Genomic DNA, 24,962 nt, shown 5'->3' with positions numbered 1-24,962 from the left:
GAATCAAAAACAATCAAGGTTAACAAAAGGAAGTAATGAATGAATGCACATGAATACGCTATTCAAGCCAATGGTTCGTTTGCGCTGCCTGACGCATGTTTTAAAGTCAGGGCATTGATGGATGATGATGAATCAACCATTGAAGATTTTGCCAATGTTATCAGTATTGACCCATCCATGACTTCACGGCTCTTGCAAATAGCAAATAGCGCGGTTTATAGCTTTCCGGGAGAGATTAGTACGATTTCTCGCGCTATCACTATTATTGGAACGCAATCTATCTATAACATGATGCTAGTCGATGTGGCATCTTCAGCATTCAAGCACTTTGGTAATCAAGCGATCAATTTAAAGCGATTTTGGCGGATGAGTGTCTTTTGTGCATTGGCGTCCAAAAATCTCGCAATTAAAGCTGGCATAAAAGATATAGAACGACTATTTGTTGCGGGGTTATTGCAAAACTTTGGTGAAATAATTGTTGCGAAGGTTTCGCCTGAACTTGCTGCAGAATGTGAAAAATACGATACCGATGTATTGCCGTGGCAGCGTCAACAGGAAATGCTTGGATTTACCTATACGGATGTGTCAGCTGATTTATTAAAAATTTGGCGCATTCCCGAGAAAATCATATTGCCAATCCGCCACTATAATCAAGCGCATGATATTCAAATTAATAAAGATGTAAAAGTGCTGTATTTAGCATCTCGCTTAGCGCTGGTTGATAGTCATCCAGAGGAATTTAGTTATGATGATACGATTGATGCGTCACTGTGTAAGTCGCTTGGGATTTCTGATGATGATTTGATTCAGGCGACAGAATTTGCAGCAAAAGAAGCTGAAAGCATTTTGGCGATAATGGGGGGCAAATTATTCGGCAAATAGCTCGTTGCTAAAGGTGATTTAATGTACAAAAATAATGGAATTGGCATGCCAGCTTAGTGTGCCTCTTTTCACTTTTAACCGCTATCTAAACGGCTAAATTTAGGCGTATTCCACCCAATATTCCATTCAAATACACCTCGAACCGTCGAATATTGAATTTTTTATGAGCAAACATCAAATGTATAACTAACTGTTTTATTTTAGTTTGTTAGTTTGTTATCTACGAAATGCATCGTTTTTTGTACACAAAATTGTAATTTACGTAAACGTAAAGCGAGACATTAAGCGCAAAGCTTGATAGCATCGGTCAACTAAAAAAATACACAGGCGCTTCTCGACTTTTCGCTGAAGTATGTTTCCGAGCATTTCATGCCCTAGAAAAATTATAATGAAGGACATATATGACTGCACAACAAGAACACTTTAGTTCTAAACTAGGCTTTATTCTTGCTGCCGCTGGTTCGGCAGTTGGTATTGGTAACTTAGTGGGCTTCCCTGTAAATGCTGCCAAAAATGGTGGTGGTGCCTTTTTACTTATCTATGCATTATTTGTGGCACTTGTCTGCTTGCCTGTAATGATAGCTGAAATGGCCGTTGGCCGTAAAACTGCTAAAGAACCTGTTGGGGCATATAAAACCTTAAGTGGTGGCAGCAAAATGTGGGGAGCTGCTGGCTTTCTTGGTGTACTTACGCCGTTCATGATTGCAGTGTTCTACATGGTGTTAACTGTTTGGATATTTAGCTATATCGCGATAACAGTGAGCGGAAACTTAGATTACCTTGCTTCGGGTGCCGCATTTGGCGAGGTTGTTAATAGTTATTACGTGTTTATCGCGATGATTGTAGTAGCAGCGATAGTTAATTTCATATTGGTTGCTGGCGTACAAGACGGTATTGAACGCGCGGCAAAAACCTTAATGCCGACGTTATTTGTCATGTTGGTTGTTATGGTTATCTTTGTCTTAACGTTAGACAATGCAATGGCTGGCATCGAATTCTTTATTATCCCTGATATCAGCAAGATTACCCCTAGTGTGGTCAATGGTGCGCTATCTCAGGCATTTTTCTCGCTTTCACTTGGAATGGGGATATTAATTACTTACGGTTCGTACATTAACCGTAAAACCGATATTGTTGGTTCTGCTAAATTAGTGGCGATCACTGATACAGCGGTTGCATTTACCGCAGGCTTAATGATTTTGCCTGCTGTATTCTCATTTAATCCTGACGTGGATCCTGCTACTTTGAGTGATAGCTCAGTATCGTTAATATTCACATTCTTACCTAAAATATTTTTAGCATTGCAGACGTCGATTGGCTATGTTGGTGCTAGTATCGTAGCTACTTTCTTCTTTACTTTGGTGTTTTTCGCTGCAATTACTTCACTTGTGTCAATTATTGAAGTACCCGTTTCATACTTGGTAAATGAGAAATCCCAGTCTCGTAAGAAAGCACTTTCTACGTTAATGATGACGGCAGGTGTTTTAACGGTTTGTGCAACTGTTTCTTTTGGTATGGTGGCCTTTTTTACTGAATTTGTCACATATGCTGGTGCGAAACAGTCGTTCTTTACTGTAGTTTACGATATTTTCTACGATACCATTTTGCCACTCAATGGCTTTTTGATTTGTATGTTTGTAAGTTATCGCTGGAAAAAAGCTAATTTAACAGAAGAGCTTTCGGCGGGTAACAGTGGTTATGCAGGCACTTGGGTTGAGAAATATGTGAACTTCTCATTAGGTACCTTCATTCCGGTTATCGTGTTATTTATCTTTATTAATACTGTTGCCACTAAGTTTTTCGCAGTGAACCTTTTGAGCGTGTTTGGCTTCTAGATACGCAGCTAATTCAATTGGTATAATATTAAAACCGCATCATAGATGCGGTTTTTTGTTCCTTGTAATTATTCATTAAGTAGAAAGATGATTGAGTTTCAATTTTACGACCACAGTGAGCAATGTCAGCGGCTTTTTCACGGGCGAGGTCACGCCTATCAAGAGCTGTCACACGTTAATATAGATTGGTTCTCGCCAGTAGTACTCATTACACTCTATCAGGAAGTAGCTGCAGACTGGTTGTCATCACTGGTTGAGGCAATTCGTGACCAAGTGAATACCTGCAAATCAATCCAAGTTCAATACCGGTGTCGTCAGCAAGGGCCCATTGAAACGCTTTGGGGCGAGGCGATTACTAATATAGTGGTTAGCGAAAACCAGATGAAGTTTGCGATATCACTAGGAAAAGCCCAAAACCATGGATTGTTCTTAGACATGCAAAATGGCAGAGATTGGCTGAGGCAACGAGCGTCGGGTAAGCGTGTGCTTAATTTATTTGCTTATACTTGTGCATTTTCGGTTGCTGCTATTGAAGGTGGGGCAGACAAGGTGGTCAATATTGATATGAGCAAATCGTCATTGGCAAAAGGTAGGGAAAACCATAAGCTCAACGGACATGACCTTAGCAAGGTTAAGTTTGAAGGCGTGGATATTTTCAAATCTTATAGTCGACTGAAAAAGCATGGGCCGTACGACATTTTGGTTTGTGATCCGCCGTCATTTCAAAAGGGCAGTGTCAACATTGAGCGTGATTACAAAAAAATTATCAAACGTATTCCAGAGTTGCTCGTGCCCAATGGTGACGTATTATTGTGTTTAAATTCCCCTGATTTAGATGAAGCATTTTTGTTGGCAGAAGTGGCCAGAGAATGCCCTGAATGTATCTTTCAAGGCAAGATTGAAAATCCCGACGTTTTCAAAGAAGCTCATCAAGGCAAGGGCCTTAAAGCATTGCATTTTAGATATGGTGCATAATTCTTTATCGAGTGAATTGAACATCAGCACAGCTGTGATATAGCTATGCTGAATGGAGAACAAGTGCTTTAGGGGGAATAATCTAGTTGATTACAACCCTTGCCGCCAACATAATCAAGAATCCGCCAGTTATCTTATCGATTATATGGCTGTTGCGTTTTAGCTTATTGAGAATAGGGCCTCTCGACAAAGAAAATGCCACAAATACGTACCATAGGGCATCAATTGTACCTACCGTGAGTGTCATGATTACTTTTTGTAGATACGTTGCTTCAGCATCGACGAACTGGCTAAATAATGCGAGAAAAAAGATCGCCAATTTAGGGTTCAAAAATGCCACAAGAAAACCATCACGCCAGCCATTTATTTGTGACGCATCAGCACGGGTTTGTGCATTTTCATCGTTAATAGGCAGCGATTGCTTTTTGCTCATCAACGCTTTAATCCCTAAATACACTAGAAAGAGAGCACCCGCATATTGAATGAATGTAAATAGCATAGGAGATTGCACAATAATTACAGCAATGCCTGTCGCTGTAATCGCGGCATAAAGTGCTACGCCAATGCCGTGACTGATTGCACTTGCGTAGCCCTGTTTTGCGCCGCCAGCCAACGTATTCTTAATCACTACTGCTAAACTTGGCCCTGGTGAAAGTGCGCCTAAAATACAGATGGTCACCAATGACAACCACAAATGAAATTCCATGATAATTACCGCCTAATGCTTGTACTGCCTGATTCTTAGAAAACTAGCAAATCTTGGCACACCTCGCGCAGTTTTACCAACATATTTATAAGTGATGATTGCTCCTATTGGAGGAGGTTCGCTGCGTTGTTGGTCACTAAAGCCCGAACCAATCTTAAACTCTATTCCTTCAGGGGTTCGCACCAGCATTGCGCCTAGTAAGCCAGTGTATTTTCCTCTTCCTTGAATGTGTTTAACAACAACGGCTTCGGCGTCTTGATACGGTTTTAGTTTTAGTAAATGCTGGCTACGTCCCACATGATATCGTGCATGTTCATGGTGCAACATCAGGCCTTCACCGCCGTGTGATACAACAAAATCTAATAGCGCATATAATGAGTCGTTGTCTGCTACTCTAAATTGTTCGATCATCTTTAGATGTGGATTCGATGCATGTTCTACAAGGCCTTTCATGTGTTCAATACGTTGGCCAAATACTTTGTCACTCGTTGGAATATCAAAAACATAGAAGGCCAGTCGTCGCCAACATAATGGCTCAATTAATTTACGTCGAACACATGAAATAATACGCTCAAAATGATTTCGCTGGCTCCATAGTTCACCATCCATAGGCGTTTTAGGCCAATTTTTGATGAACCATTCTGGCGTGAAAATTGGGTTGCCTTGACGGGTGTATAGTGATTTTCCATCCCAATAAGCGCGCATACCGTCAAGTTTTTCGCTAACCCAATAATGTTCAATATGGTTGATTTCACGTGGCGTGGTGGCGAGCTGGATTGGTGGTGGAGTTGATAATGAGTTCGGTTGGCTGCTGATCGGCTTTTGGCCAAGTAGCAGCAACAGTAGCATGATATTCAATGTCATTTTTGCATCCTTGCATTCTTAAACGGTCGCATAGGCGATGATTGCAGTTATAAATCAAATCGTTGATACAGCGGATAATCCTTATCCACCATTGCTGTAAAACGCATTAAGTTACGAAGTATAGTCGCCTGTTCAGTTGTCGAAGGATTGAAAATGAATTACTTATGACGAAATAGATTAACAGAATGATTGAGATCCCACTGACATACACTAGACTCAAAATTTCGTATGAATTGGTACGAAAACATACTTTAGCGAATTTGACAGGATGTCATCATGAATTTAACTAAACGGAAAATTGCTATCGCAATCATTGCATTCCTACTTGGATTATTAGTCAGTACACAGGCGCTAGCGGGCAAAAAAGCATGTGAGTCTTTAAAACGTCAGTATCAAAATCAACAGAAAGCGCTGAAACACCAAGGCCGCGGCGAATCGCGCAATCGCAAGCTAGCCAATGAACTTACTCTTTTTAAGTCATGGCAGCGATGTGAGCAAGGCAAATACAAGCCCCAAACGAAAAAGAAGCGCAAAAAGCAAAACCAATTACGTAATAAACAATCTAAACCGCGGGCAAGTAAATTGAAACAGACGGCGCAGGCGTGGCAACAGAAAGTAAACAATGGCTTATCTGATAACCAGTTAATACTGGCCAAAACAGTTTCGGTATCGAGTGCAATCCCTATGAGGCTCCAACAAGCTTGGTTAGATTTTTATCAACGCCCAAAAAAGTGCATAAGGCCTAAGAGTACCCAAGTATTCGCTTTTTGTATTGAACATGAACGCCAATCACAGCAGCAATTCTTGAGCATGCAAAATTAAAAAGTAAACACTGAACTACTTGAGATACTCATCAATCCATCAATCAATCAAACTGATTATGCTATCGTGATTTTACGTAATAATTGGCCAAAATAACCATTGTTGAAAACACTAAAAGTTGAGTTGTGTTTGTAAGGTGTTGAAATTTAAAGATTGGTTGTTTGGCGTACATGTTGCTTATTAGATCAAAAGCTTAATATACAAAACTTACGAAGAGGCCATTAATGCATAAGTTACCCAAGTTTGTTCGATTTTCACTCGGTTGGTTCTTAGTTGTTGTTGGTGCGATTTTTATTTTGCTCCCAGGCCCTGCCTTTCTATTTTTACCACTGGGATTGGCTATTTTGAGCATAGATGATCCTAGAGCGAAAGCTTGGTTAAGAAGTAGCCAGCGTATGATGAGTCGTAGCGCGCGAAAGTTAGACCGCTGGTTGCTAAAGAGAAAACATCGCTAGTAATATTGAATCAGACACAAAAATGGCGTCTAAAGACGCCATTTCTATGATAAACAATTCCGCTTTAGCTCAAAGCTGCAATGTAATCAGCTTTGGTCTTAGAGTAGCCTTCAACAATCTCGTCAATTACTGCTTGATCGTATGGGCGTAGGCCACTTAATAGCATATGCTTTTTACCTGAACCGATTTTCTTACCATTGGAGATAAGGTCGAAAATAAGATCTGCTGTACCGCGTTTGCCGTCAATAACCAACTTAGATTCAGCCAAAGAAAGAGCAACTTCATTAAACGCTACGTCTTCCAGATGAATTGACATGCTTTCATACATGATCATTGGGCGCGCTGGGTTTATCATGACATTATTGTCGGCCATTAACTTCACAAGAATATGAGGGAAAGTGTGGCCAGAAAATGAAACATACGCTTTAGTTAGCGCTTCAATCGTAGCTGCATCGCGTGATAACGCACCAGAAGCCGCTACGCGTACATATTCTTTGCCTTTTTCATCAGCTACAACCGCTGAATCGTTTATTTCACTTGGAAACGTAAGTTCTATACCATCGGTCACCATGCCAGAAAAGGTAAATGACATATCTTGAGATAGGCCAGATTTCTCTAATACAAGAGAAAATAATAGGTCACCAGGCACACAAAATCGTTTGGCATCTATATCGTGCAATGGGTTAAAGTCGTCAGCGACTTCTTTTGCAAATTTACTTGCTTGCTCTCGGGTAAAACTGATTGTGCCATTTGCTTGCTGGCAAAAACTTTCTAAAAACATGAATCGTACTACGCATGTGCTAAATAAAATCGCGGCATTTTATCAGGAGTATTGTAATAAATCATACATAAAGTGTTTGTTTTTTGACTCAGCAGACCAGTCTTTGTCGACAATTCAGCTAACGCTTGTGTTTATTTTTATAGTCGTCACGAAAAGTAATCACTTACTAATTTTTCCTTTTGTTGTTTAGTAAGTTGCTTGAGTTGGTATTCTTGTTGACTTGCTTCAGAGCGAGAGGTGCATGCTAAGCTATAGGCCAATTTAACTGGTCGGCGCACACGTGTATATTTTGCCCCGCGTTTGTTACATTCATTATGTTCTGTCACTCTACGGTCGATATTTGTTGTCACCCCCGTATAGAGGCTATTATCTGAACAGCGCAGCATGTAAACAAACCAGTTTGACGACATATTTGGGATAACCTCTTCAATGAAACGCCCACAGTATAATGAACTTAATACATAAATTCTGGTAAATTATGACTGAGCAATTCGTATCAGACATAAATCTAATAAAAAGATACATATTCAGCATAACGAAAAAAGAGAAAGTCCATGGCTATAGTTACCACCGAAATAGGTGCGTTGAAAAAAATGATCGGTACGCTAGACGATCAAAACCAAGTGCAGTATTCACTACCAATCGGAGAGCAGCGGATTGAGCTTAATCCACTGATAGGCAAATCATTAACGCTAGATTTTCATGGTGAAATTAACTGTTTACATTGTCAGCGAAAAACCAAAAAGAGTTATTCACAAGGGTATTGTTATCCTTGTATGCAAAAATTGGCACAGTGTGACATGTGCATTATGAAGCCAGAAACTTGCCATTATGCTAAGGGCACTTGTCGAGAACCCGAGTGGGGTGAACAGAACTGCATGATCCCACACTTTGTTTACCTATCAAATACTTCTGGCATAAAAGTCGGTATAACGCGTCATACACAAGTGCCAACTCGTTGGATTGATCAGGGCGCAACACAGGCACTCCCCATTTTCAAAGTAAATACGAGATTACAATCTGGCTTGATAGAAGTTGCGCTTGCGTCACACATTGCAGACAAAACTAATTGGCGTGCGATGCTAAAAGGAAATAATGACGATGTCGATTTGAAAACCTACGCAGCCGAGCTTATTCCACAAATAAAAGAAGCGCTAAGTCAGGTAATTTCGACAAACCCTGCTAATGATATCGAGCAGCTCGATGGTGATATTGTCAATATTCGCTATCCGGTATTAAATTTTCCTGAAAAGATTAGCTCGTTCAATTTCGACAAAACACCACAAGTATCGGGTACGCTACTAGGGATTAAAGGGCAATATCTTATGTTTGATACGGGTGTCATTAACATGCGAAAGTTCACTTCATATCAAATTAGTGCTTCCTACGAAGCTGAATAATAATCTGACCAACAATAATTTTGCACTAGCACTTACCCTTTGAAGTTTAAATTATTCAAAGGGTATTCAAAATAGTCGCTATAATTAAGAAAGTACCTGTATCGGATTTGCAATTGTGTGAATTTATCGTTATATCTAAGTAAATCTTATACTTAACTTAATAGTGTTTTAATTCGGAAATAACTATGGATGCTCTAGATTACGCTGAAAAAGCGAGTGAGATATTTGTTCTGTCAGATTCTTTTATCCGAATCAAGGAACTGATTGATGATGAAGCATCGACAATTGATGATATTGCAGACGTGATCTTACTCGATCCCGCGCTATCTGCGACCATACTTAAATTAGCAAACAGTTCGTTTTTTAATTATCCCGGAAAAATTGATACGATTTCTAAGGCGGTATTAGTACTGGGAATAACCGAAGTTTACAATCTGGTTATTGCATACTTTACAACGCAGGCATTTAAATCGCTTGATGCTGATCCGGCTTACTTGGAAGAGTTTTGGGAGCAAAGTGTAGATTGTGCATTAATTATCAAATTCTTAGGTACCAAACTACGTATTCCTAATGCTGAGCGCTTATTTATTCTTGGTTTGCTTCATAATATTGGTGAGCTTGTTATTCAGCAATTTTCGCCAGAAGAGTTTAATAAACTTAACGAAATGTCAGATAAGCAAATGCCCTGGCAGCGTCAAAAACAGCTATTGGATTTTACTTATGCTGATTGTACCGGAGAACTGTTAAAGCTATGGCAATTGCCTTATAGCTTGGTAGAACCTATTCGTTTTCAAAATGAAGAAGATTTCGAGCATGCCACAGTTGAAACACAATTGTTGTACGTTGCAAAGCGCGCCATGATGTTGGACCATTCACATAAACATTTGCAGCATAGTGAGTTGATTGCCCAAGAGGCGATGACGGCACTGAATGTTGATAAGCAGATTTTAAAGGCTGCGGGTGAGTTTTGCGATATGGAGCGACTAGGTATTCTCGCCGTACTCAAGCCCAGCGCGGTTGTCATATATTAAACTAGAATAACGAGTTCGCGATTGTCTCAAGCGTTGAGGTAATCGCGTTACTCGTCTTTTTGTTCAGCGGAATGGCTTTTAGATTCCTGCATCGCGGATAGCCTCGAACCCACCAAGCTTGCTACCAAAATCGCCAAATATAATTGACCAACGACTGCTTGCATATAAACTAAAAACTGGCCAAGCGGTATATTAGGTGTGATATCGCCAAAGCCCAAGGTGGTTAGCGTTACAAAAGAAAAGTACACGAATGTTGGCAAGAGTTCATACCAAGCAGGGTTAGCTGATAATCCACGAAACGCGTTAGGTAGTGAAAGCTCTAGCAATGTATAACATAGTGCCCAAATCAAACCGAGAAGCATGTATAGGCAAATTGCCCCTAAAATTTTATTGTGGGTAATTCGTCCTGTGAACAGAACTTGTTTGGCTGTCTGATATCCCGTAAGGATAAAAAAGATGAGCATCAAGACTAAGTGTGCATATTCAAGGTTGGCATTGTCTAGCCAATAGCCACCTAAGGCACTAACAATAATAGCGAGAGGGAAAACTAACGCCTTACGCAATACGAAATTTTCTTCCTGTGCCCCCCAAACAACGGCAAGTAAGGTTACTACTGTCGCTGATTGCATTAGTCGCTGTGCTGACGGTGCAAAAAATTGCTGAGCGAGTGCCATTCCCAATAACAATGTGGACAAAGCAATCGTTAAATAGATGAAGTTGTCTTTGGTCGTCATTTGTCTGCCAATTCTAACTTGTTCTTAATAAACCTAATTTAGCCAATACCTCCGAAAAATCCTACCGAAATTTAAATTTAGACTACTTGCACTACATCAATACATTGCTCGTTATTGATGCACCAAGCTTGTGCAATTCGATTGCAACTCTTAACTTGGTTTTATTTAACTAATTGTTTAATGGAGTGATTTTTGTTTGGCATGCGCCTTGAATAGTCATAGAAAACGATAATAGGGGTAAATAATGAAACTAATCAGCGCAATTATTAAACCGTTTAAGCTTGATGATGTTAGAGAAGCAATTTCAGAAATTGGCATCGAAGGGTTAACGGTCAGTGAAGTTAAGGGGTTTGGGCGTCAGAAGGGGCATACCGAGTTATATCGTGGTGCCGAGTATCAAGTGGATTTTTTACCAAAGGTAAAATTAGAAATTGCCGTAAATGACGATGTGGTTGAACGCTTGGTTGAAACGATCACTCAGTCTGCTTACACCGGAAAAATAGGTGACGGGAAAATATTCGTATACAACCTTGAACATGCCGTACGTATTCGTACGGGTGAAAACGACGCAGAAGCTATCTAGGAGGCACTTATGGAACAACAAATTTTTCACTTGCAGTATGCGCTAGATACTTTTTATTTCTTAGTGTGTGGTGCTTTAGTTATGTGGATGGCTGCTGGCTTTTCAATGCTTGAAGCTGGTTTGGTTCGCGCAAAAAATACCACCGAAATATTAACTAAGAATGTCGCGCTTTATTCAATTTCCTGCATCATGTATTTAGCCTGTGGTTATGAAATTATGTACGGTGGTGGCTTTTTCTTGTCGGGCATTGAAGCAGTAGATGCTGAGGCAGTACTCAAAGAGTTTAACGAGCGTGAAGATGGTTTTACGGGAGGCGCAATCTATTCAAAAGCGTCTGATTTTTTCTTCCAGGTAGTATTTGTTGCTACAGCAATGTCTATTGTGTCTGGTGCCGTTGCGGAGCGCATGAAGTTGTGGGCCTTCTTAGCTTTCACCGTAGTGCTGACAGCATTCATCTATCCTATGGAAGGGAGCTGGACGTGGGGCGGCAACGCGGTATTTGGTTTGTTCACATTGGGCGATTTAGGATTTTCAGACTTTGCTGGATCGGGAATAGTGCATATGGCGGGCGCTGCCGCAGCTTTAGCAGGGGTATTATTACTTGGCGCACGTAAAGGCAAGTACGGTGCAGACGGTCGAGTAAACGCCATTCCTGGAGCTAATTTGCCATTGGCAACACTGGGCACATTTATTTTGTGGATGGGCTGGTTTGGGTTCAATGGTGGCTCAGTGTTAAAGCTTGGTGATATTGGCAATTCACATTCCGTTGCAATGGTGTTTCTTAATACTAATGCCGCTGCCGCTGGCGGTGCTGTTGCTGCGCTAGCGTTAGCGAAGCTACTGTTTAAAAAAGCCGACTTAACAATGGCGTTAAATGGTGCATTAGCCGGTTTGGTTGCCATAACAGCGGAGCCGTCAACACCAACGGCCTTGCAAGCAACATTATTTGGTGCAATTGCAGGTTTAATTGTGGTTGTCTCGATTGTCGGACTGGATAAAATCAAAATTGACGACCCTGTAGGGGCAATTTCGGTGCATGGTGTTGTAGGGTTATTTGGCTTATTGTTGGTGCCAGTAACAAATGACGCGGCATCTTTTAGCGGACAATTGATTGGTGCGGCTACTATCTTTGCATGGGTATTTATTACAAGCCTTGCTGTTTGGTACGTGTTAAAAATCACCATGGGTATTCGTGTAAGTGACGAAGAAGAATACGAAGGTGTTGATAAAGCTGACTGTGGTTTAGAAGCGTACCCTGAGTTTACGCGTGGCTAAATAGCCTTTAGTCTAACTATTTTTCAAAGCTCATCTTTTCATTAAGATGAGCTTTTTTCATTTTTATGTCATCAACTGCTGCTAATAGCAGAAAATTGTGTAAAATTAGGTTATTACAAGAGCAATAATGTGGGGAATAAATGGCACGCGAACAATTTGGTATTTGCGCAGAGCCGAGTTTACATGGGTATTATTTACTTTTTAATGTAATGGACGACAAGAACGCCCATGTTAAGAAGGCACTTTCGCGTTTACCCGCGTTATTTGACAAATATGCTGACAGATTTTCGGAAAGCAATTTGACTGGTGTAATTGCGATTGGCGCAAACTATTGGGATGAATTGTACCCTCACGCCAGACCCAACTCTTTAGAACCGTTTACAGAAATTGAGTGTGATGATCGTGTTGCACCGTCGGTGAACTATGACTTGTATATTGAAATTCGAAGTGACAGGGCTGACGTTAATCACATTGTGGCAGGCAAAGTCACCGCATTACTTGATGACAGCGTAGAATTAGCTGAACAGGTGAGAGGGTTTAGGTACTTAGATGGTCGTGATCTAACTGGGTTCGTTGATGGCACTGAAAACCCTAGAGGTCGGCATAGACGCGAAGTTGCTTTAGTCGCTGAAGAAGAAGATGCTGATTTTGCGGGGGGGAGTTATCTACATATTCAACGCTATCGCCATAATCTCAACCTTTGGAATACCTTAGAAATCAAAGAGCAAGAAGACGTTATCGCGCGCACCAAAATTGACAATGAAGAATATACTAGCGAAAACAAACCAGCGACTTCTCATATTAAGCGAGTTAATTTAAAAGATGAGCAAGGCAATAGCATTGAAATATTGCGTCAAAGCATGCCTTACGGTGATATGAAGATGCAAGGGTTGTTTTTTGTGTCTTACTGTCATTCACCTGAACCATTTAAATTGATGCTAAAAAGCATGATCAATTCAGACGATGAAGGTAACTTTGATCATTTATTAAAGTACACGCAAGCAGAAACGGGCGCATCGTTTTTTGCGCCAAGCCTTAATTTTTTGAACCGATTAGCAGAATAGTTGAGCTGGCTTAAATGAGCGACGTTGTAAGTAAATACAACGTCGACCTTTAAATTTGCAATTTACGCGAGATTCTTAGAAAAAAGTTCTTCGAGCTTTCCAATCGTTTGTTTAATTTCGTTTACATTTGTCGGTGCAATGAAGATAGTATCGTCCCCTGCAATGGTACCTAAAACACCGTCACTCTTACTTAAACTATCGAGTAAACGCGCGATGAGTTGTGCTGCCCCAGGGCTGGTACGAATGATGATCATCACTTCGTTATGCTCGATATCTAATACGAGCTGTTTTAGCGGGCTTTTGGCTGTTGGCACACCAAGCTCTGCCGGTAAACAATAAACCATTTCCTGTCGCGCATTTCGGGTACGCACTGCACCGAATTTACTGAGCATGCGAGATACTTTTGATTGACTAATATTGTCAAATCCCTGCGCTTTTAAAGCGTCAACGATTTCACCTTGCGAACCAAATTGCTCTTGTTTTAATAAGTCTTTAAACGCTTGAATCAACGCTTCTTGTTTTTGTTGTCCAGTCATTTTCTACCGCTTTGTTGTAGGTGCCATTGAGGTATTTCGTACTATCATACCTAACTATTATTCCACAAAACAAATTTTACGCTATTCTGTATGTCATGAGATATAGAATAACCATTGTTTTTTGGTTGCTGATGCTATATCTTTTGGCAACCCACAATTCAAGTAATTACTCAAATTTCGGAGACATCCAATGAAAGTTGCTGTTTTAGGCGCTGCTGGTGGTATCGGTCAAGCGTTATCTTTACTATTAAAAAATAACCTTCCAGCTGGTTCAGAACTAGCGTTGTATGACGTTGCACCAGTTGTTCCAGGTGTTGCAGTAGATTTATCACATATCCCTACAGCGGTTAAAGTAGAAGGCTTTGGTGCTGATGATTTAGCGTCAGCTTTGTCTGGTGCTGATATCGTTATTATTCCAGCAGGTATGCCGCGCAAGCCAGGCATGGATCGTGCTGATCTATTTAACGTAAATGCTGGCATTATTAAAACATTAGCCGAAGGTATCGTTGCAAATTGTCCTAAAGCGCTTGTTGGTGTAATTACTAACCCAGTAAACGGTACTGTGCCAATTGTTGCTGAAGTATTCAAAAAAGCAGGTACTTATGAAGCAAATCGTGTATTCGGTGTAACAACGCTTGACGTTATTCGTGCTGAAACTTTTGTTGCTGAAAACCAAGGCTTCAACGTTGCTGACGTTAAGGTTCCTGTAATTGGTGGTCACTCAGGTACTACTATTTTACCATTACTTTCTCAAGTTGAAGGCGCAAACTTCTCTGATGAAGAAGTTGCAGCATTAACAACTCGTATCCAAAATGCTGGTACAGAAGTAGTTAACGCTAAAGCAGGTGGTGGTTCAGCAACATTATCTATGGGCGCTGCAGCAGCACGTTTCTGTATGTCTTTGGTTAAAGGCCTGCAAGGTGAAAGCGTTGTTGATTACGCTTACGTGGCCGTTGAAAACGGTGATGCAGACTACTTCGCACACCCAGTACGCTTAGGTACAAACGGTGTTGAAGAAATCTTGTCATACGGCGAATTAAGCGCATTCGAAGAAAAAGCTAAAAATGACATGTTAGAGACGTTGAAAAAAGACATCCAAGAAGGTGTTGATTTTATTAACGGCTAATTTATGGCATAGCTAATAAAAACCGCTCATTGAGCGGTTTTTTTATGTCTAGCATACTAGTTCGCAACTTGGCAAAATAACAGAACCAAAAGCTTACCTAGTTACAGAGTCTAGGTTACACTTAATATGAAAAGATAACTCTAGAGGGCTTCATGCGACTAATTGGTTTTATTGGCTTATTTTGCTTGGCTATGGGAAATGCCATTGCCAATACGCACATTGCGAATGATTGCTCTATCAGCGAAGCAAAAGATCATCTGAAGCATTATCAATGGCTCGCGGAAGATTACCCACCATACAATTATGTTGATCACGAAGGGAATATAACCGGAATATTCACTGATACCTTGGCGATGATATATCAGGAACTCGCGATACCATTTAAACTACGTGATATCGCGGTCGTACCTTGGGCAAGGCTGTATCGAACGCTGGAATTAGATGATAGCTATGCCGCATTTTCCATGGTAAATACGCCCGAACGCTTGCATAAATTCAAGTTAGTGCCTTTACCTGTCATTACTAAGGTGTCGATAATTGTGCTTGATGAGCGTTATGATTATTTGGCTTCACAGCCAATAGATCAGCTTCATATTGCGGTGGTGCGTGATGATATTGGTCAGCATATGCTGGATGAAAATGGTATCCGTGCAAAACAGGTTGAAACAACGTCAGCCTTTAGCATGTTGAGGATGTTGGTGCATGGGCGAGTGGATGCTATTGCCTATGCAGAAGATGTTGCTAGCTTTCAATACCAAAAGCTTGCGATAACTGGTGGCGCGACGCGAACTTTACAAGTATTAAACGATAGTTCCTACACGAATTATGTATTTCACTTAAATACGCCAGAGTGTGTGATCTCATTGGTTGAAGCTACCATAAACAGGCTGCAAAAACAGGGGAAGCTTGAGCAAGTTTGGCGTCGTTATTTGCCTCAAACAACGCGCTAAAGCATTAACGCGTTGTGAAGTTGTAAATATGATACAACCTAATTAGTGCGATTGGCCGCGATGTGCGCCAGAGAAACCAGTGCATTTTTATACGGTGATTCAGGTAATATAGAAAGCGCAGCTATTGCTTTATTAGCCTCTTGCTCTGCAATTTCTTGTGTGTATGCCAATGAGCCCGTTTCATCCATTGCCGCTATAATTTCGGTCAAATTGTCCATACCATTGCAGTGCTCAATAGCATCTCTAATCAATTGCGCTTGACGCTCATTGCCTTGTTTCATTGCGTAAATCAATGGTAATGTTGGCTTGCCTTCAGCGAGGTCGTCGCCTACGTTTTTACCCATTTCTTTTGCATCAGCGGTATAGTCCATAATGTCGTCAACCAACTGAAACGCAGTACCAAGGTGCATGCCATATTGCTGCAAGGCGTATTCAACTTCTTCTGATTGGTTTGCAATTACAGCAGCCAAACGTGTCGCAGCCTCAAAAAGCTTTGCCGTTTTGCAGTAGATAACTTGCATGTAGCTTTCTTCGGTGGTGTCAGGATCGTTACAATTCATTAATTGTAATACTTCGCCTTCTGCAACTTTATTGGTAGCATCAGACAAAATGTCCATGATCTTCATTTGATCTAAATGTGTCATCATTTGAAATGCGCGAGTGTATAAATAGTCGCCCACTAGCACACTGGCACTATTACCAAATAAAGCGTTTGCCGTTTCTTTACCTCGGCGCATGGTAGACTCATCAACCACATCGTCGTGTAGTAATGTGGCGGTATGAATAAACTCGATGATTGCAGCAATATCGATATGATGCTTGCCGTTATAACCTAATGCGTTTGCCGCTAGAACAGCCAATAAAGGACGAATACGTTTCCCACCACTATTAACTATATAAACGCCCAGTTGATTGATTAGCGCAACGTCTGACTGTAATTGCGCATAAATAAGCTCATTCACTGCCGTCATATTTTGAGCAGCTAACGCTTGGATGTCCTGGATATTCATAGTGGCTTGGGAGTTGTTATTAGACATTTGCTTCGACACTTAATTCAGCTTTCAGGGGTGATGACAAAATTTGCCGCAAATTTTACACGAAATTGGCAGATAATGTAGGGCTAAAAGGGACTAAAGTAAAATTGCACAAAAAAATTACTATTTAGTTATAATTAGGCTTGCCTATGGTCGCATCTTACAGTAGAATTCGCGCCCTATATTTTTAAATTTAAGCGTCAAAGTAATTAGTGACGCAGTACGGAGTAGCTATGTACGCGGTATTCCAAAGTGGCGGTAAACAGCACCGTGTGACTGAAGGTCAAACGGTACGCCTTGAAAAGTTAGAACTTGAAGTAGGCGCAACTGTAGAGTTTGACAACGTTTTAATGATCGCTAACGGCGAAGACATTAACGTTGGTGCACCATACATTAACGGCGGTAAAGTAACAGCTGAAGTTGTAACTCAAGGTCGTGGTGACAAAGTTAAGATTGTTAAGTTCAAACGTCGTAAGCATTCACGTAAGCAGATGGGCCATCGCCAATGGTTCACTGAAGTGAAAATTACTGGTATTAACGGCTAATTTTAGGAGCATTATAAAATGGCACATAAGAAGGCAGCAGGTAGTACCAAGAACGGTCGCGATTCAGAAAGCAAACGCTTAGGTGTTAAGCGTTTCGGTGGGCAATCAGTTTTAGCTGGTAACATCATTGTTCGTCAACGTGGTACTAAGTTCCACGCTGGTGACAACATGGGTATCGGTAAAGACCACACATTATTTGCTTTAACTGACGGCAAGGTTCAGTTTGAAGTTAAAGGTCCTAAAAACCGCAAATTCGTAAGTATTGTTGCTGAATAACAGTACTTAGTACGAAATTAAAAACCCTGCTTTGAACGCAGGGTTTTTTTTTGATAATTTATCCCCATATCGCCTATTGTATTAATTGGTGTTATTGACTGATCGCAAGCAATTGTTAAATCGTCTCAGGCTAAAGTAATAATATTCGCGTATAATGTCCTCACTGACATAGATAATTACCTGGAGTGTTAAGAAAACACGATGAAATTTGTAGATGAAGCTGAAATAAGAGTAGAAGCTGGAGACGGTGGCAACGGTTGTGTCAGCTTTCGCCGTGAAAAATATGTTGAATTTGGTGGACCCGATGGCGGTGACGGCGGTGATGGTGGTGACGTTTACCTTATTGCTGATGAGAACTTAAATACGCTTATCGACTATCGATTTGAACGTTTTCATCGTGCTAAACGTGGTGAGAATGGAAAAAGCCGAAACTGTACTGGCAAAAGCTCAGACGATTTGTATTTAAAGGTCCCTGTTGGTACACGTGCAGTCGATGTTGATACTGAAGAACAACTGGGTGATCTTACTAAGCACAAGCAAAAACTGATGGTGGCTAAAGGTGGATGGCACGGGCTAGGTAATACGCGCTTCAAAAGCAGTACTAACCGCGCACCTCGCCAAAAAACAGATGGCACGCCCGGCGAAATACGTAATCTAAAACTAGAGCTTTTATTATTAGCCGATGTTGGTTTACTTGGTTTGCCTAACGCCGGAAAATCTACGCTTATTCGCAGTGTATCAGCGGCTAAACCTAAAGTAGCTGATTACCCGTTTACGACTTTAGTTCCTAACTTAGGCGTTGTACGATTAGATTCACAACGTAGCTTTGTTATTGCCGATATACCAGGACTTATTGAAGGGGCTGCTGATGGCGCTGGCCTAGGTACGCAGTTTCTTAAGCACTTAGAGCGTTGTCGTATATTGCTTCACATCGTTGATGTAATGCCACCTGATGGTTCAGATCCGGTAGAAAGTGCCAGAACTATTATTAATGAGTTGGAAACGCATTCCGAAAAGCTTGCTGATAAGCCTCGTTGGTTAGTATTGAACAAACTTGATCTCTTGCTTGATGAAGAAGCTGAAGAACTGAAACAAAGGATTTTATCTGAACTAAATTGGGAAGGTGAAGTACATGCGATTTCAGCATTCAATAAGATGGGTACCGAGAAGCTATGCCATGAGTTGATGAGCTTCATTGAAACTATTCCAGGTGATATTGAAGAAGAAGCACCAGAAGATAAAGCGGTAGAATTCAAGTGGGATACTTATCACCAAGACGCCGTTGATGATCATGACGACGATTGGGATGAAGACTGGGACGAAGACGATTACGACGTCGAAGTAGAGTACCGCAAGTAGCTTGGTTATCAGTATTCAAACCATTTAGAAGTATACCTTATTGATGTAATGCCAGTCAGTTTCTGATTGGCATTTTTCATTTTAGGTGGATAGCACTTTTAAGTGCACAAAACACACCCATCTGCCACATATTTTCCGGAGCTAGCACTATTAAAGTAAAATAGTGAATAGTATCACTCGGATAAGTATCCTCAACATTAGGCTATGCCAATTCCCGCTGTTAAAACAAAGTGAACAATTGTGAAATTTATTGTAATGATATAGGTGGATGCCTATACTACGGCGGATAAAAATTACTCATAAGGATTAAGGAATAAAAGTGAGGCTGTATTTATTCGTTTTAACGCTACTATTACCTTTGGTAGCTCACGCCAGTCAAAGCATTCAGCTTTATAAAGTCGCTAAAAAAATCGATAACAAGACTTTTGAAATTCAACTATCGAAGCAAGTACATTCGCTGGCCCAGCAAAAGGCTCTGAGTATTAATGTTCCCGAATTTGGTGATATTAATTTTCAGCAAGTGAGAAGTTACATAACCAACAAAAATCAAAATGTTTGGATAGGCGAAGGCGGAAATAATAGTTCGATCACGCTGGTTAAGTCCAAACATGGTACAAGTGGTAGCATACGCACGCAAGAAGGCATGTGGCTATTGCGTCCGTCTGCAAATAGTCAAACGGTTCTAGAAAAGTTTGATAAATCGGAGTTTCAAGCGAGTACTGACGTATTACCTACGAATATTGATGAGTTTTACGGCAGTAGAAAAGGCGTGAAACAAGATAGAAGCAATCAAAGTAGCATAGCATCCGCGTCTTATAATTCGACAGGAATGCAAACCATTCAAACAGAATTGCCAAATGGGTTCACTGAAAACAGCGACGTAAGAATTCTTGTCTACTACAGCAGTGACGCTATCAACGACTACCCTAACTTAGAAGACTTGGTTGAAATCGATTTTGCTGATGCAAACCAGGCATTGGTTAACTCCAATATTGACGCCACATATACATTAGCTGGATTTATTGAAATTGAAGACGTTGGTACCGAACATAATTTATACGACATGCTTTATCGTACCGGCAATTTTGAACGTATGGATGAAATGCGTGAAAAGTATGATGCCGATTTAGTACATTTTTATGGTGGAAACGTTGGATGGGTTTGTGGTGTAGCATTTTACACTACTGATAGCACAGGTTGGAATGAGTCACGATATGCTGTAGGTGCCACTGTACCTAACTGTGCGGGTACATTAACATTCGCGCATGAAATAGGGCACAACTTAGGCGCACGCCACGATAGGTATGTAGAAGATGGTGGCACAGAAGATTTCGCTTATGGCTTCGTAGATACAGAAAATAGATTTCGAACACTAATGTCTTATACAGATAAATGTAACGACAACAACATTAGCTGTACGGAGATTACTCATTATTCAAACCCAAATGTAGAATACGAAGGCAACCCATCAGGAATTGCTAATGAAGATCTACAAGCGGCAAATAACAGTTTTTTATTGAACGAAACTGCGGCAGTTGCGGCAAATTACAATGGCGTAGGGTATCCACATAATTTTCATGTGAGCAAAGGTTCTGCAAGTCAACGTGTTGAATTAACGTGGGAAGATGTGCCTAATGCGGACGGCTATGAGATAAAAAGGCGATTTCTTAATGAGACTTGTCCCGATTTTCATGATGTGTATGAATCGTTTGAGACAACGACAAGTAATTATTTGCAAATCGAAAATCATACTGCACTGCAATACTGCTACTGGGTTCGTGCGTACAAAGATTACGATCATGGCGCACGCGTATATTCTGCACCTACGCTAGCAGAAGTAGGTTATCCCAGTGAAGTCAGCATCCATGTCTCTGATATAGCTCCGCAACATATTAAAGATCAAAACGCTGTAATCACGATACCTTTTACAACTAGTGTTGCAACTACTGTTTCTGCATCAATAGTCAAAGAAAATGCGAGTAATTGGTTGACTGTTAATGTAGAAACGGTAGGTGAAAATAGTTATCAATTAACAATTGTTAACACTAAAGAGATTTCAGCTTCTGCCATTATTGTTGTTAATGCCGGAAATACCAAAGAAATTGTTCCTGTTCAGTTTAGCGGCTACTCCAATAATCCTCCCGAGATTCAAATTGATGAAGTTTTTTCTATACCCCAAGGAGAGAGCGGCTCAATCGAATTTAATGTCAGTGATGATGCCGGTACTGATGATCTGATTGTTAAAGCTTACTCTGAAAATGAGTCATTCATTTCAAATAAGAATATTAGTATTACAGGCAATAATTTAACTGTTGATTTAGAACACAATTTACATGGCTCAAGTAGTATTATTGTTACAGCATTTGATGGTGAACTGTTAACAAGTAAGCGTGTTGTTATAGAAATAGACAGACGCATTTATAATGCACCTAAAGTGCCAGAAGAACTAACACTTTACGTGGATGGAAGTAAGCCACTAACACGTTTGTTGCCAGGTTATAGCATTGATGGTGATGAACTCGCATTTGAGTTAACTCAAATGCCACTATTTGGTTCTATTAGTATTGAAGGTGATTCCTTTACCTATGTTTCAACCAATGATGGTCATGAAGATAGCTTTGTTATAACTAGCCGATTGGTTGCCAATGGCGATGAAAATATGCCGAGCGATGTCTACCGTACGGATGTAACCATAAAGCCTCTGCCACACCTTCAAGCAGAGCACCAACAATATATTTTTGGCCATAACCAGCTTAGATTGCTGTTAACCCATCGTGGTCAAATATGGGGATGGGGTAGCAAGTTTGCGGCTAATGGTGAACCCGAAGATATCAAGGAGCCAACGTTACTTCTGGAAGGCGATTGGGTAAGTGCCGCTCAACTGAACCGTTCGGTAATCCTCTTAAAGTCTGACGGAACGTTGTGGAAAGTGGATGAATCTTGGTTTTTGGGGAATGAAACCTCACAGGGAGAATATGCTTGGGAGCCCAAACAGATCGGTACTGATAGAGATTGGGTGGCAATATTTGAAAGCGTGGGAGATGTTAGCTATTCAGGAAACATAGTTGGCGTTGCTTTAAGAAAAGCTGATGGTAGCTTATGGTCTATAGGTGATTCTCGCCCATGGAATTGGGATTTAGATTCGTTTGATTGGGAAAAGCTTGAAAATGAACCGATTCAATTAAATGCTCTATATGACTGGGACAGTTCAACTAGATTAAAGGGGCTTACGCTATATCTCAACGATAGTGGGAAGGTTTGGAGTATGGGAAGTAATACACGAAGCCTGGGTAGAGCACGATCAAATGGGGAAATGGCACCTGTTAGTATTCCTGAGAAAGTTACACGTGTATCGGGTGATCTTTGGAGAGGATATGCTAACACCGAATCTGGTCTCTATGTGTGGGGAACAGGTATTTTTATAGATGGGGAATTTGCAGATTATAGCTTACCAACATTGCTCAACGAGCAAAAATGGTTGGATTACTCATCCTCACCTGGTGGATTTGCAGCGGTGACGGAAAACGGCGAGCTTTATACGTCGTCATTGAAATACAACACCTACATACTTGGGCGTGGTGAAGGAGCTTATAACGCGCTAAGCATTGTAAATAGCGATGCTAAATGGGTCGATACATACTCAGTAGATTATGCTACCTATGCTTTGAAAGACGACGGTACGTTGTGGGTTGCTGGAAAATCCATGGACTATTACCCTTATATACTAGGTCTCGGAGAAGAGCTTAATAGCGTTTTTAACGAATTTACACATGTCGACAAACTACCAGCAGATATTTTTGGTGTTAATGATACAGATGGCGATGGTATTTTGGATTTTCGAGATAATAACGATGACAATGATTGCCTCATAGATAGCGTAGATCCTGAACCAGAAGTAGAAAATGTATGTATAGATACAGATGGAGACGGGATTGTAAACGAAATTGATTATGACGATGATAATGATGGTGTTAAAGATAGTAGTGATGCCTTTCCGCTAGACGCATCAGAATCTGTTGATACCGATAGTGACGGAATTGGCAACAATGCAGATACCGATGATGATAATGACGGTATTGATGATAGTAGTGATGCTTTTCCACTAGATGCATCAGAGTCTGTTGATACGGACGGTGACGGAATAGGCAACAATGCAGATTCTGACGATGATAATGACGGTGTTGTTGACAGTAATGATGCCTATCCATTAGATGCAAGCAGATCAACCCTCCCTGCTGTAGAATCAAGTTCAAACAGTGCTGGCGGAGGTGGCTCTACTGATCGAATAGTCCTGGTATTATTGTTGGTGACAATGGTGATTCGACTATTTAAGAGCAAGGCGAAATAAAGAATGCAATAGTGTTTAGCATTCTTGCAATAATCTAAAAAGGAATTGATTGAAAAGGCAATTACATGAATTACTCTCGTGTAATTGTCTTTGGTTTTTACTCAACCTTGGTCATTCGTGTGAAGTTGAAGCGCGTAAAGAATGGAGCCTTAATTTAGAGCCTCATGTAGTTTCGGGAACGCAACGTTGGGAAGTGTTTCGCGTGGTTGAATAAACCTTTCAAGTGGTTGTGGCAAGGCCGTTATATTCTATTGCTATTCAAGTTTTTGTCCGACACAAGGCACAATATTGCGGTTAAACCGAGCGAGAAATTCAGGGTTATCGGTTAGATATTTATGACTCCAATATACGCCCATGTTTTTCATTTGGTAGGTAACCTGTAAATAATCTGCCATATCCTTGTTGCTCTCTTTTATCAAACTCTCAAACACGAGCGAGTTTTCAAGTACCGCTTCAATTCGGCCAGTATCTAACATATTCAGCAGTTGATGTTGCGTGTTAGGGTGTGATTCAACCATGAAGCCTGAACTTTCTATTGAATGCAGGGCATTTGAGCCATTGCGTGCGCTCACTTTTACGTGCTTTTTGATGAAATCAATATCATAACTTTCAGCGGTGTGCTTAAGCATGCGCTTATTGAAGTAAAACACACGTTGCTGTGGAATGAATAAATCAGACAGTGTTGCGTAAGTATCACGCTCATTGTTTTGTGAAGCCGCGAAAAAGCCATCGAGTTGCCCATGTTGTGTTGCGATTTGAACTCTGGCCCAGGGCATTTTGTTAATTTGAAACGGCTGGTTGATTCTAGTAAGAATACATGAAACTGCACGAACAGCGATGCCATCAGCACCCTCTGGGGTATTCACATGATACGGTTCCCATTCTACTTTTGTACCAAGCTGCGCAACTTCAGCAGACTCAGTTTTCAGTGCCCCAAAAAATGCATGCAGGATAATTAAAAACAATATAAATGGCTTATGCATAGTGAATTGAATATATATGTCTAACAATTGCTTTAGAGAAAGTATAGCGTCTATGAAAAAGTTCACGTTATCAAAATTCTACGATCTAGCATGTGCAAGATAAGTGGCCAAAGCAAAATTGTTGAATGCTTGATGGTCATGCTATCATGTCACCCTGTTTACACATGCTGTTGATTAATACCAATCCGTATAAGAGATTGCTCACTTAGCGAGAGTTTAAAGGCTTAGAGGCAAGGCATTGATTGCAAAGAATGGTTATTCCCTTGTTAAAATCAATAACGCCGCATATAAGCCTTTAAAACTCGCCCTTTGGGAATGCATGGGCAACATGATAACTGCACAAAATAAGCTTAATGTAGAACAACTATATCTACACTTATTTCGTTTGTTCTAATGTC

General features: G+C 40.7%; 24 protein-coding genes. 16 read left to right on the top strand and 8 right to left on the bottom strand.

Annotated elements, in window-relative coordinates; genetic code table 11:
- Window positions 1-39: 39 nt before the first annotated feature.
- The 3 genes from ACSLUK_RS12485 (at window position 40) to ACSLUK_RS12475 (ending at window position 3,692) form a co-directional block, all read left to right on the top strand.
- Window positions 40-882 (top strand): HDOD domain-containing protein, encoded by an 843-nt coding sequence (locus tag ACSLUK_RS12485; protein WP_448548993.1) that lies wholly within the window; start codon window positions 40-42, stop codon window positions 880-882.
- Window positions 883-1,283: 401 nt separating this feature from the next.
- Window positions 1,284-2,717, top strand: coding sequence for a sodium-dependent transporter (locus tag ACSLUK_RS12480; protein WP_448548992.1), 1,434 nt, complete (start codon window positions 1,284-1,286; stop codon window positions 2,715-2,717).
- 87 nt (window positions 2,718-2,804) lie between these two features.
- Window positions 2,805-3,692, top strand: coding sequence for a class I SAM-dependent methyltransferase (locus ACSLUK_RS12475; RefSeq protein ID WP_448548991.1), 888 nt, complete (start codon window positions 2,805-2,807; stop codon window positions 3,690-3,692).
- An 82-nt stretch (window positions 3,693-3,774) separates the two neighbouring features.
- On the opposite strand, the gene ACSLUK_RS12470 is transcribed toward ACSLUK_RS12475, so the two are convergent.
- Both ACSLUK_RS12470 and ACSLUK_RS12465 read right to left on the bottom strand, forming a co-directional pair.
- The gene (locus ACSLUK_RS12470) at window positions 3,775-4,398 is read right to left on the bottom strand and encodes a LysE family translocator (RefSeq protein ID WP_448548990.1); all 624 of its coding nucleotides are present in this window, start codon (window positions 4,396-4,398) and stop codon (window positions 3,775-3,777) included.
- Window positions 4,399-4,410: 12 nt separating this feature from the next.
- Window positions 4,411-5,262 (bottom strand): DNA ligase, encoded by an 852-nt coding sequence (locus tag ACSLUK_RS12465; protein ID WP_448548989.1) that lies wholly within the window; start codon window positions 5,260-5,262, stop codon window positions 4,411-4,413.
- Window positions 5,263-5,538: 276 nt separating this feature from the next.
- On the opposite strand from ACSLUK_RS12465, the gene ACSLUK_RS12460 reads away from it, so the two are divergent.
- Together ACSLUK_RS12460 and ACSLUK_RS12455 are read left to right on the top strand one after the other, a co-directional pair.
- Window positions 5,539-6,084 (top strand): hypothetical protein, encoded by a 546-nt coding sequence (locus ACSLUK_RS12460; RefSeq protein ID WP_448548988.1) that lies wholly within the window; start codon window positions 5,539-5,541, stop codon window positions 6,082-6,084.
- Window positions 6,085-6,308: 224 nt separating this feature from the next.
- On the top strand, window positions 6,309-6,539 hold the full coding sequence (locus ACSLUK_RS12455) for a PGPGW domain-containing protein (RefSeq protein ID WP_448548987.1): 231 nt from the start codon (window positions 6,309-6,311) through the stop codon (window positions 6,537-6,539).
- A 64-nt stretch (window positions 6,540-6,603) separates the two neighbouring features.
- On the opposite strand, the gene ACSLUK_RS12450 is transcribed toward ACSLUK_RS12455, so the two are convergent.
- Both ACSLUK_RS12450 and ACSLUK_RS12445 read right to left on the bottom strand, forming a co-directional pair.
- A complete protein-coding gene (locus ACSLUK_RS12450) occupies window positions 6,604-7,320 on the bottom strand; it encodes a DUF3581 family protein (RefSeq protein ID WP_448548986.1) in 717 nt (238 codons plus the stop codon).
- 146 nt (window positions 7,321-7,466) lie between these two features.
- Window positions 7,467-7,730, bottom strand: a complete 264-nt coding sequence (locus tag ACSLUK_RS12445) for a GIY-YIG nuclease family protein (protein WP_448548985.1) — start codon at window positions 7,728-7,730, stop codon at window positions 7,467-7,469.
- Between the two features lie 144 nt (window positions 7,731-7,874).
- Here ACSLUK_RS12445 and ACSLUK_RS12440 point away from each other — a divergent pair, with 144 nt between their 5' ends.
- Together ACSLUK_RS12440 and ACSLUK_RS12435 are read left to right on the top strand one after the other, a co-directional pair.
- Window positions 7,875-8,720, top strand: coding sequence for a DUF2797 domain-containing protein (locus ACSLUK_RS12440; RefSeq protein WP_448548984.1), 846 nt, complete (start codon window positions 7,875-7,877; stop codon window positions 8,718-8,720).
- A gap of 185 nt (window positions 8,721-8,905) precedes the next feature.
- Window positions 8,906-9,751 carry an HDOD domain-containing protein gene (locus tag ACSLUK_RS12435; RefSeq protein WP_448548983.1) on the top strand — a complete coding sequence of 282 codons (846 nt, stop codon included), beginning with the start codon at window positions 8,906-8,908 and terminating at the stop codon, window positions 9,749-9,751.
- A gap of 47 nt (window positions 9,752-9,798) precedes the next feature.
- Here ACSLUK_RS12435 and ACSLUK_RS12430 read toward each other — a convergent pair whose 3' ends face one another.
- Window positions 9,799-10,485: a potassium channel family protein gene (locus tag ACSLUK_RS12430; RefSeq protein WP_448548982.1), complete on the bottom strand. Its 687-nt coding sequence runs from the start codon at window positions 10,483-10,485 to the stop codon at window positions 9,799-9,801.
- Between the two features lie 244 nt (window positions 10,486-10,729).
- Between ACSLUK_RS12430 and glnK the strand changes: the two genes are divergently transcribed.
- From glnK to ACSLUK_RS12415, 3 genes are all read left to right on the top strand, one after another.
- Window positions 10,730-11,068, top strand: a complete 339-nt coding sequence (glnK, locus tag ACSLUK_RS12425; protein ID WP_448548981.1) for a P-II family nitrogen regulator — start codon at window positions 10,730-10,732, stop codon at window positions 11,066-11,068.
- Window positions 11,069-11,077: 9 nt separating this feature from the next.
- Window positions 11,078-12,343 (top strand): ammonium transporter AmtB, encoded by a 1,266-nt coding sequence (gene amtB / locus ACSLUK_RS12420; RefSeq protein ID WP_448548980.1) that lies wholly within the window; start codon window positions 11,078-11,080, stop codon window positions 12,341-12,343.
- Between the two features lie 140 nt (window positions 12,344-12,483).
- Window positions 12,484-13,407: a Dyp-type peroxidase gene (locus tag ACSLUK_RS12415; RefSeq protein ID WP_448548979.1), complete on the top strand. Its 924-nt coding sequence runs from the start codon at window positions 12,484-12,486 to the stop codon at window positions 13,405-13,407.
- 62 nt (window positions 13,408-13,469) lie between these two features.
- Here ACSLUK_RS12415 and argR read toward each other — a convergent pair whose 3' ends face one another.
- Window positions 13,470-13,943: a transcriptional regulator ArgR gene (gene argR / locus ACSLUK_RS12410; protein WP_448548978.1), complete on the bottom strand. Its 474-nt coding sequence runs from the start codon at window positions 13,941-13,943 to the stop codon at window positions 13,470-13,472.
- 190 nt (window positions 13,944-14,133) lie between these two features.
- On the opposite strand from argR, the gene mdh reads away from it, so the two are divergent.
- On the top strand, window positions 14,134-15,069 hold the full coding sequence (gene mdh, locus ACSLUK_RS12405; RefSeq protein WP_448548977.1) for a malate dehydrogenase: 936 nt from the start codon (window positions 14,134-14,136) through the stop codon (window positions 15,067-15,069).
- Between the two features lie 152 nt (window positions 15,070-15,221).
- A complete protein-coding gene (locus tag ACSLUK_RS12400; protein WP_448548976.1) occupies window positions 15,222-16,019 on the top strand; it encodes a substrate-binding periplasmic protein in 798 nt (265 codons plus the stop codon).
- Window positions 16,020-16,057: 38 nt separating this feature from the next.
- Here ACSLUK_RS12400 and ispB read toward each other — a convergent pair whose 3' ends face one another.
- Window positions 16,058-17,029 carry an octaprenyl diphosphate synthase gene (ispB, locus tag ACSLUK_RS12395; RefSeq protein ID WP_448549094.1) on the bottom strand — a complete coding sequence of 324 codons (972 nt, stop codon included), beginning with the start codon at window positions 17,027-17,029 and terminating at the stop codon, window positions 16,058-16,060.
- 257 nt (window positions 17,030-17,286) lie between these two features.
- Between ispB and rplU the strand changes: the two genes are divergently transcribed.
- From rplU to ACSLUK_RS12375, 4 genes are all read left to right on the top strand, one after another.
- Window positions 17,287-17,598 (top strand): 50S ribosomal protein L21, encoded by a 312-nt coding sequence (gene rplU, locus ACSLUK_RS12390; RefSeq protein ID WP_448548975.1) that lies wholly within the window; start codon window positions 17,287-17,289, stop codon window positions 17,596-17,598.
- 18 nt (window positions 17,599-17,616) lie between these two features.
- Window positions 17,617-17,874, top strand: coding sequence for a 50S ribosomal protein L27 (rpmA, locus tag ACSLUK_RS12385; protein ID WP_448548974.1), 258 nt, complete (start codon window positions 17,617-17,619; stop codon window positions 17,872-17,874).
- A gap of 201 nt (window positions 17,875-18,075) precedes the next feature.
- The gene (cgtA, locus tag ACSLUK_RS12380; RefSeq protein WP_448548973.1) at window positions 18,076-19,233 is read left to right on the top strand and encodes an Obg family GTPase CgtA; all 1,158 of its coding nucleotides are present in this window, start codon (window positions 18,076-18,078) and stop codon (window positions 19,231-19,233) included.
- 319 nt (window positions 19,234-19,552) lie between these two features.
- Complete coding sequence (locus tag ACSLUK_RS12375; RefSeq protein WP_448548972.1) at window positions 19,553-23,581, top strand: zinc-dependent metalloprotease family protein; 4,029 nt, start codon at window positions 19,553-19,555, stop codon at window positions 23,579-23,581.
- Between the two features lie 254 nt (window positions 23,582-23,835).
- On the opposite strand, the gene ACSLUK_RS12370 is transcribed toward ACSLUK_RS12375, so the two are convergent.
- Complete coding sequence (locus tag ACSLUK_RS12370) at window positions 23,836-24,546, bottom strand: substrate-binding periplasmic protein (RefSeq protein ID WP_448548971.1); 711 nt, start codon at window positions 24,544-24,546, stop codon at window positions 23,836-23,838.
- Between the last annotated feature and the right edge of the window lie 416 nt (window positions 24,547-24,962).

The organism is Thalassotalea fusca, assembly GCF_053485835.1.
Note: the sequence above shows the minus strand (reverse complement) of the source record. Positions and strands in the feature narration are given on the sequence as shown.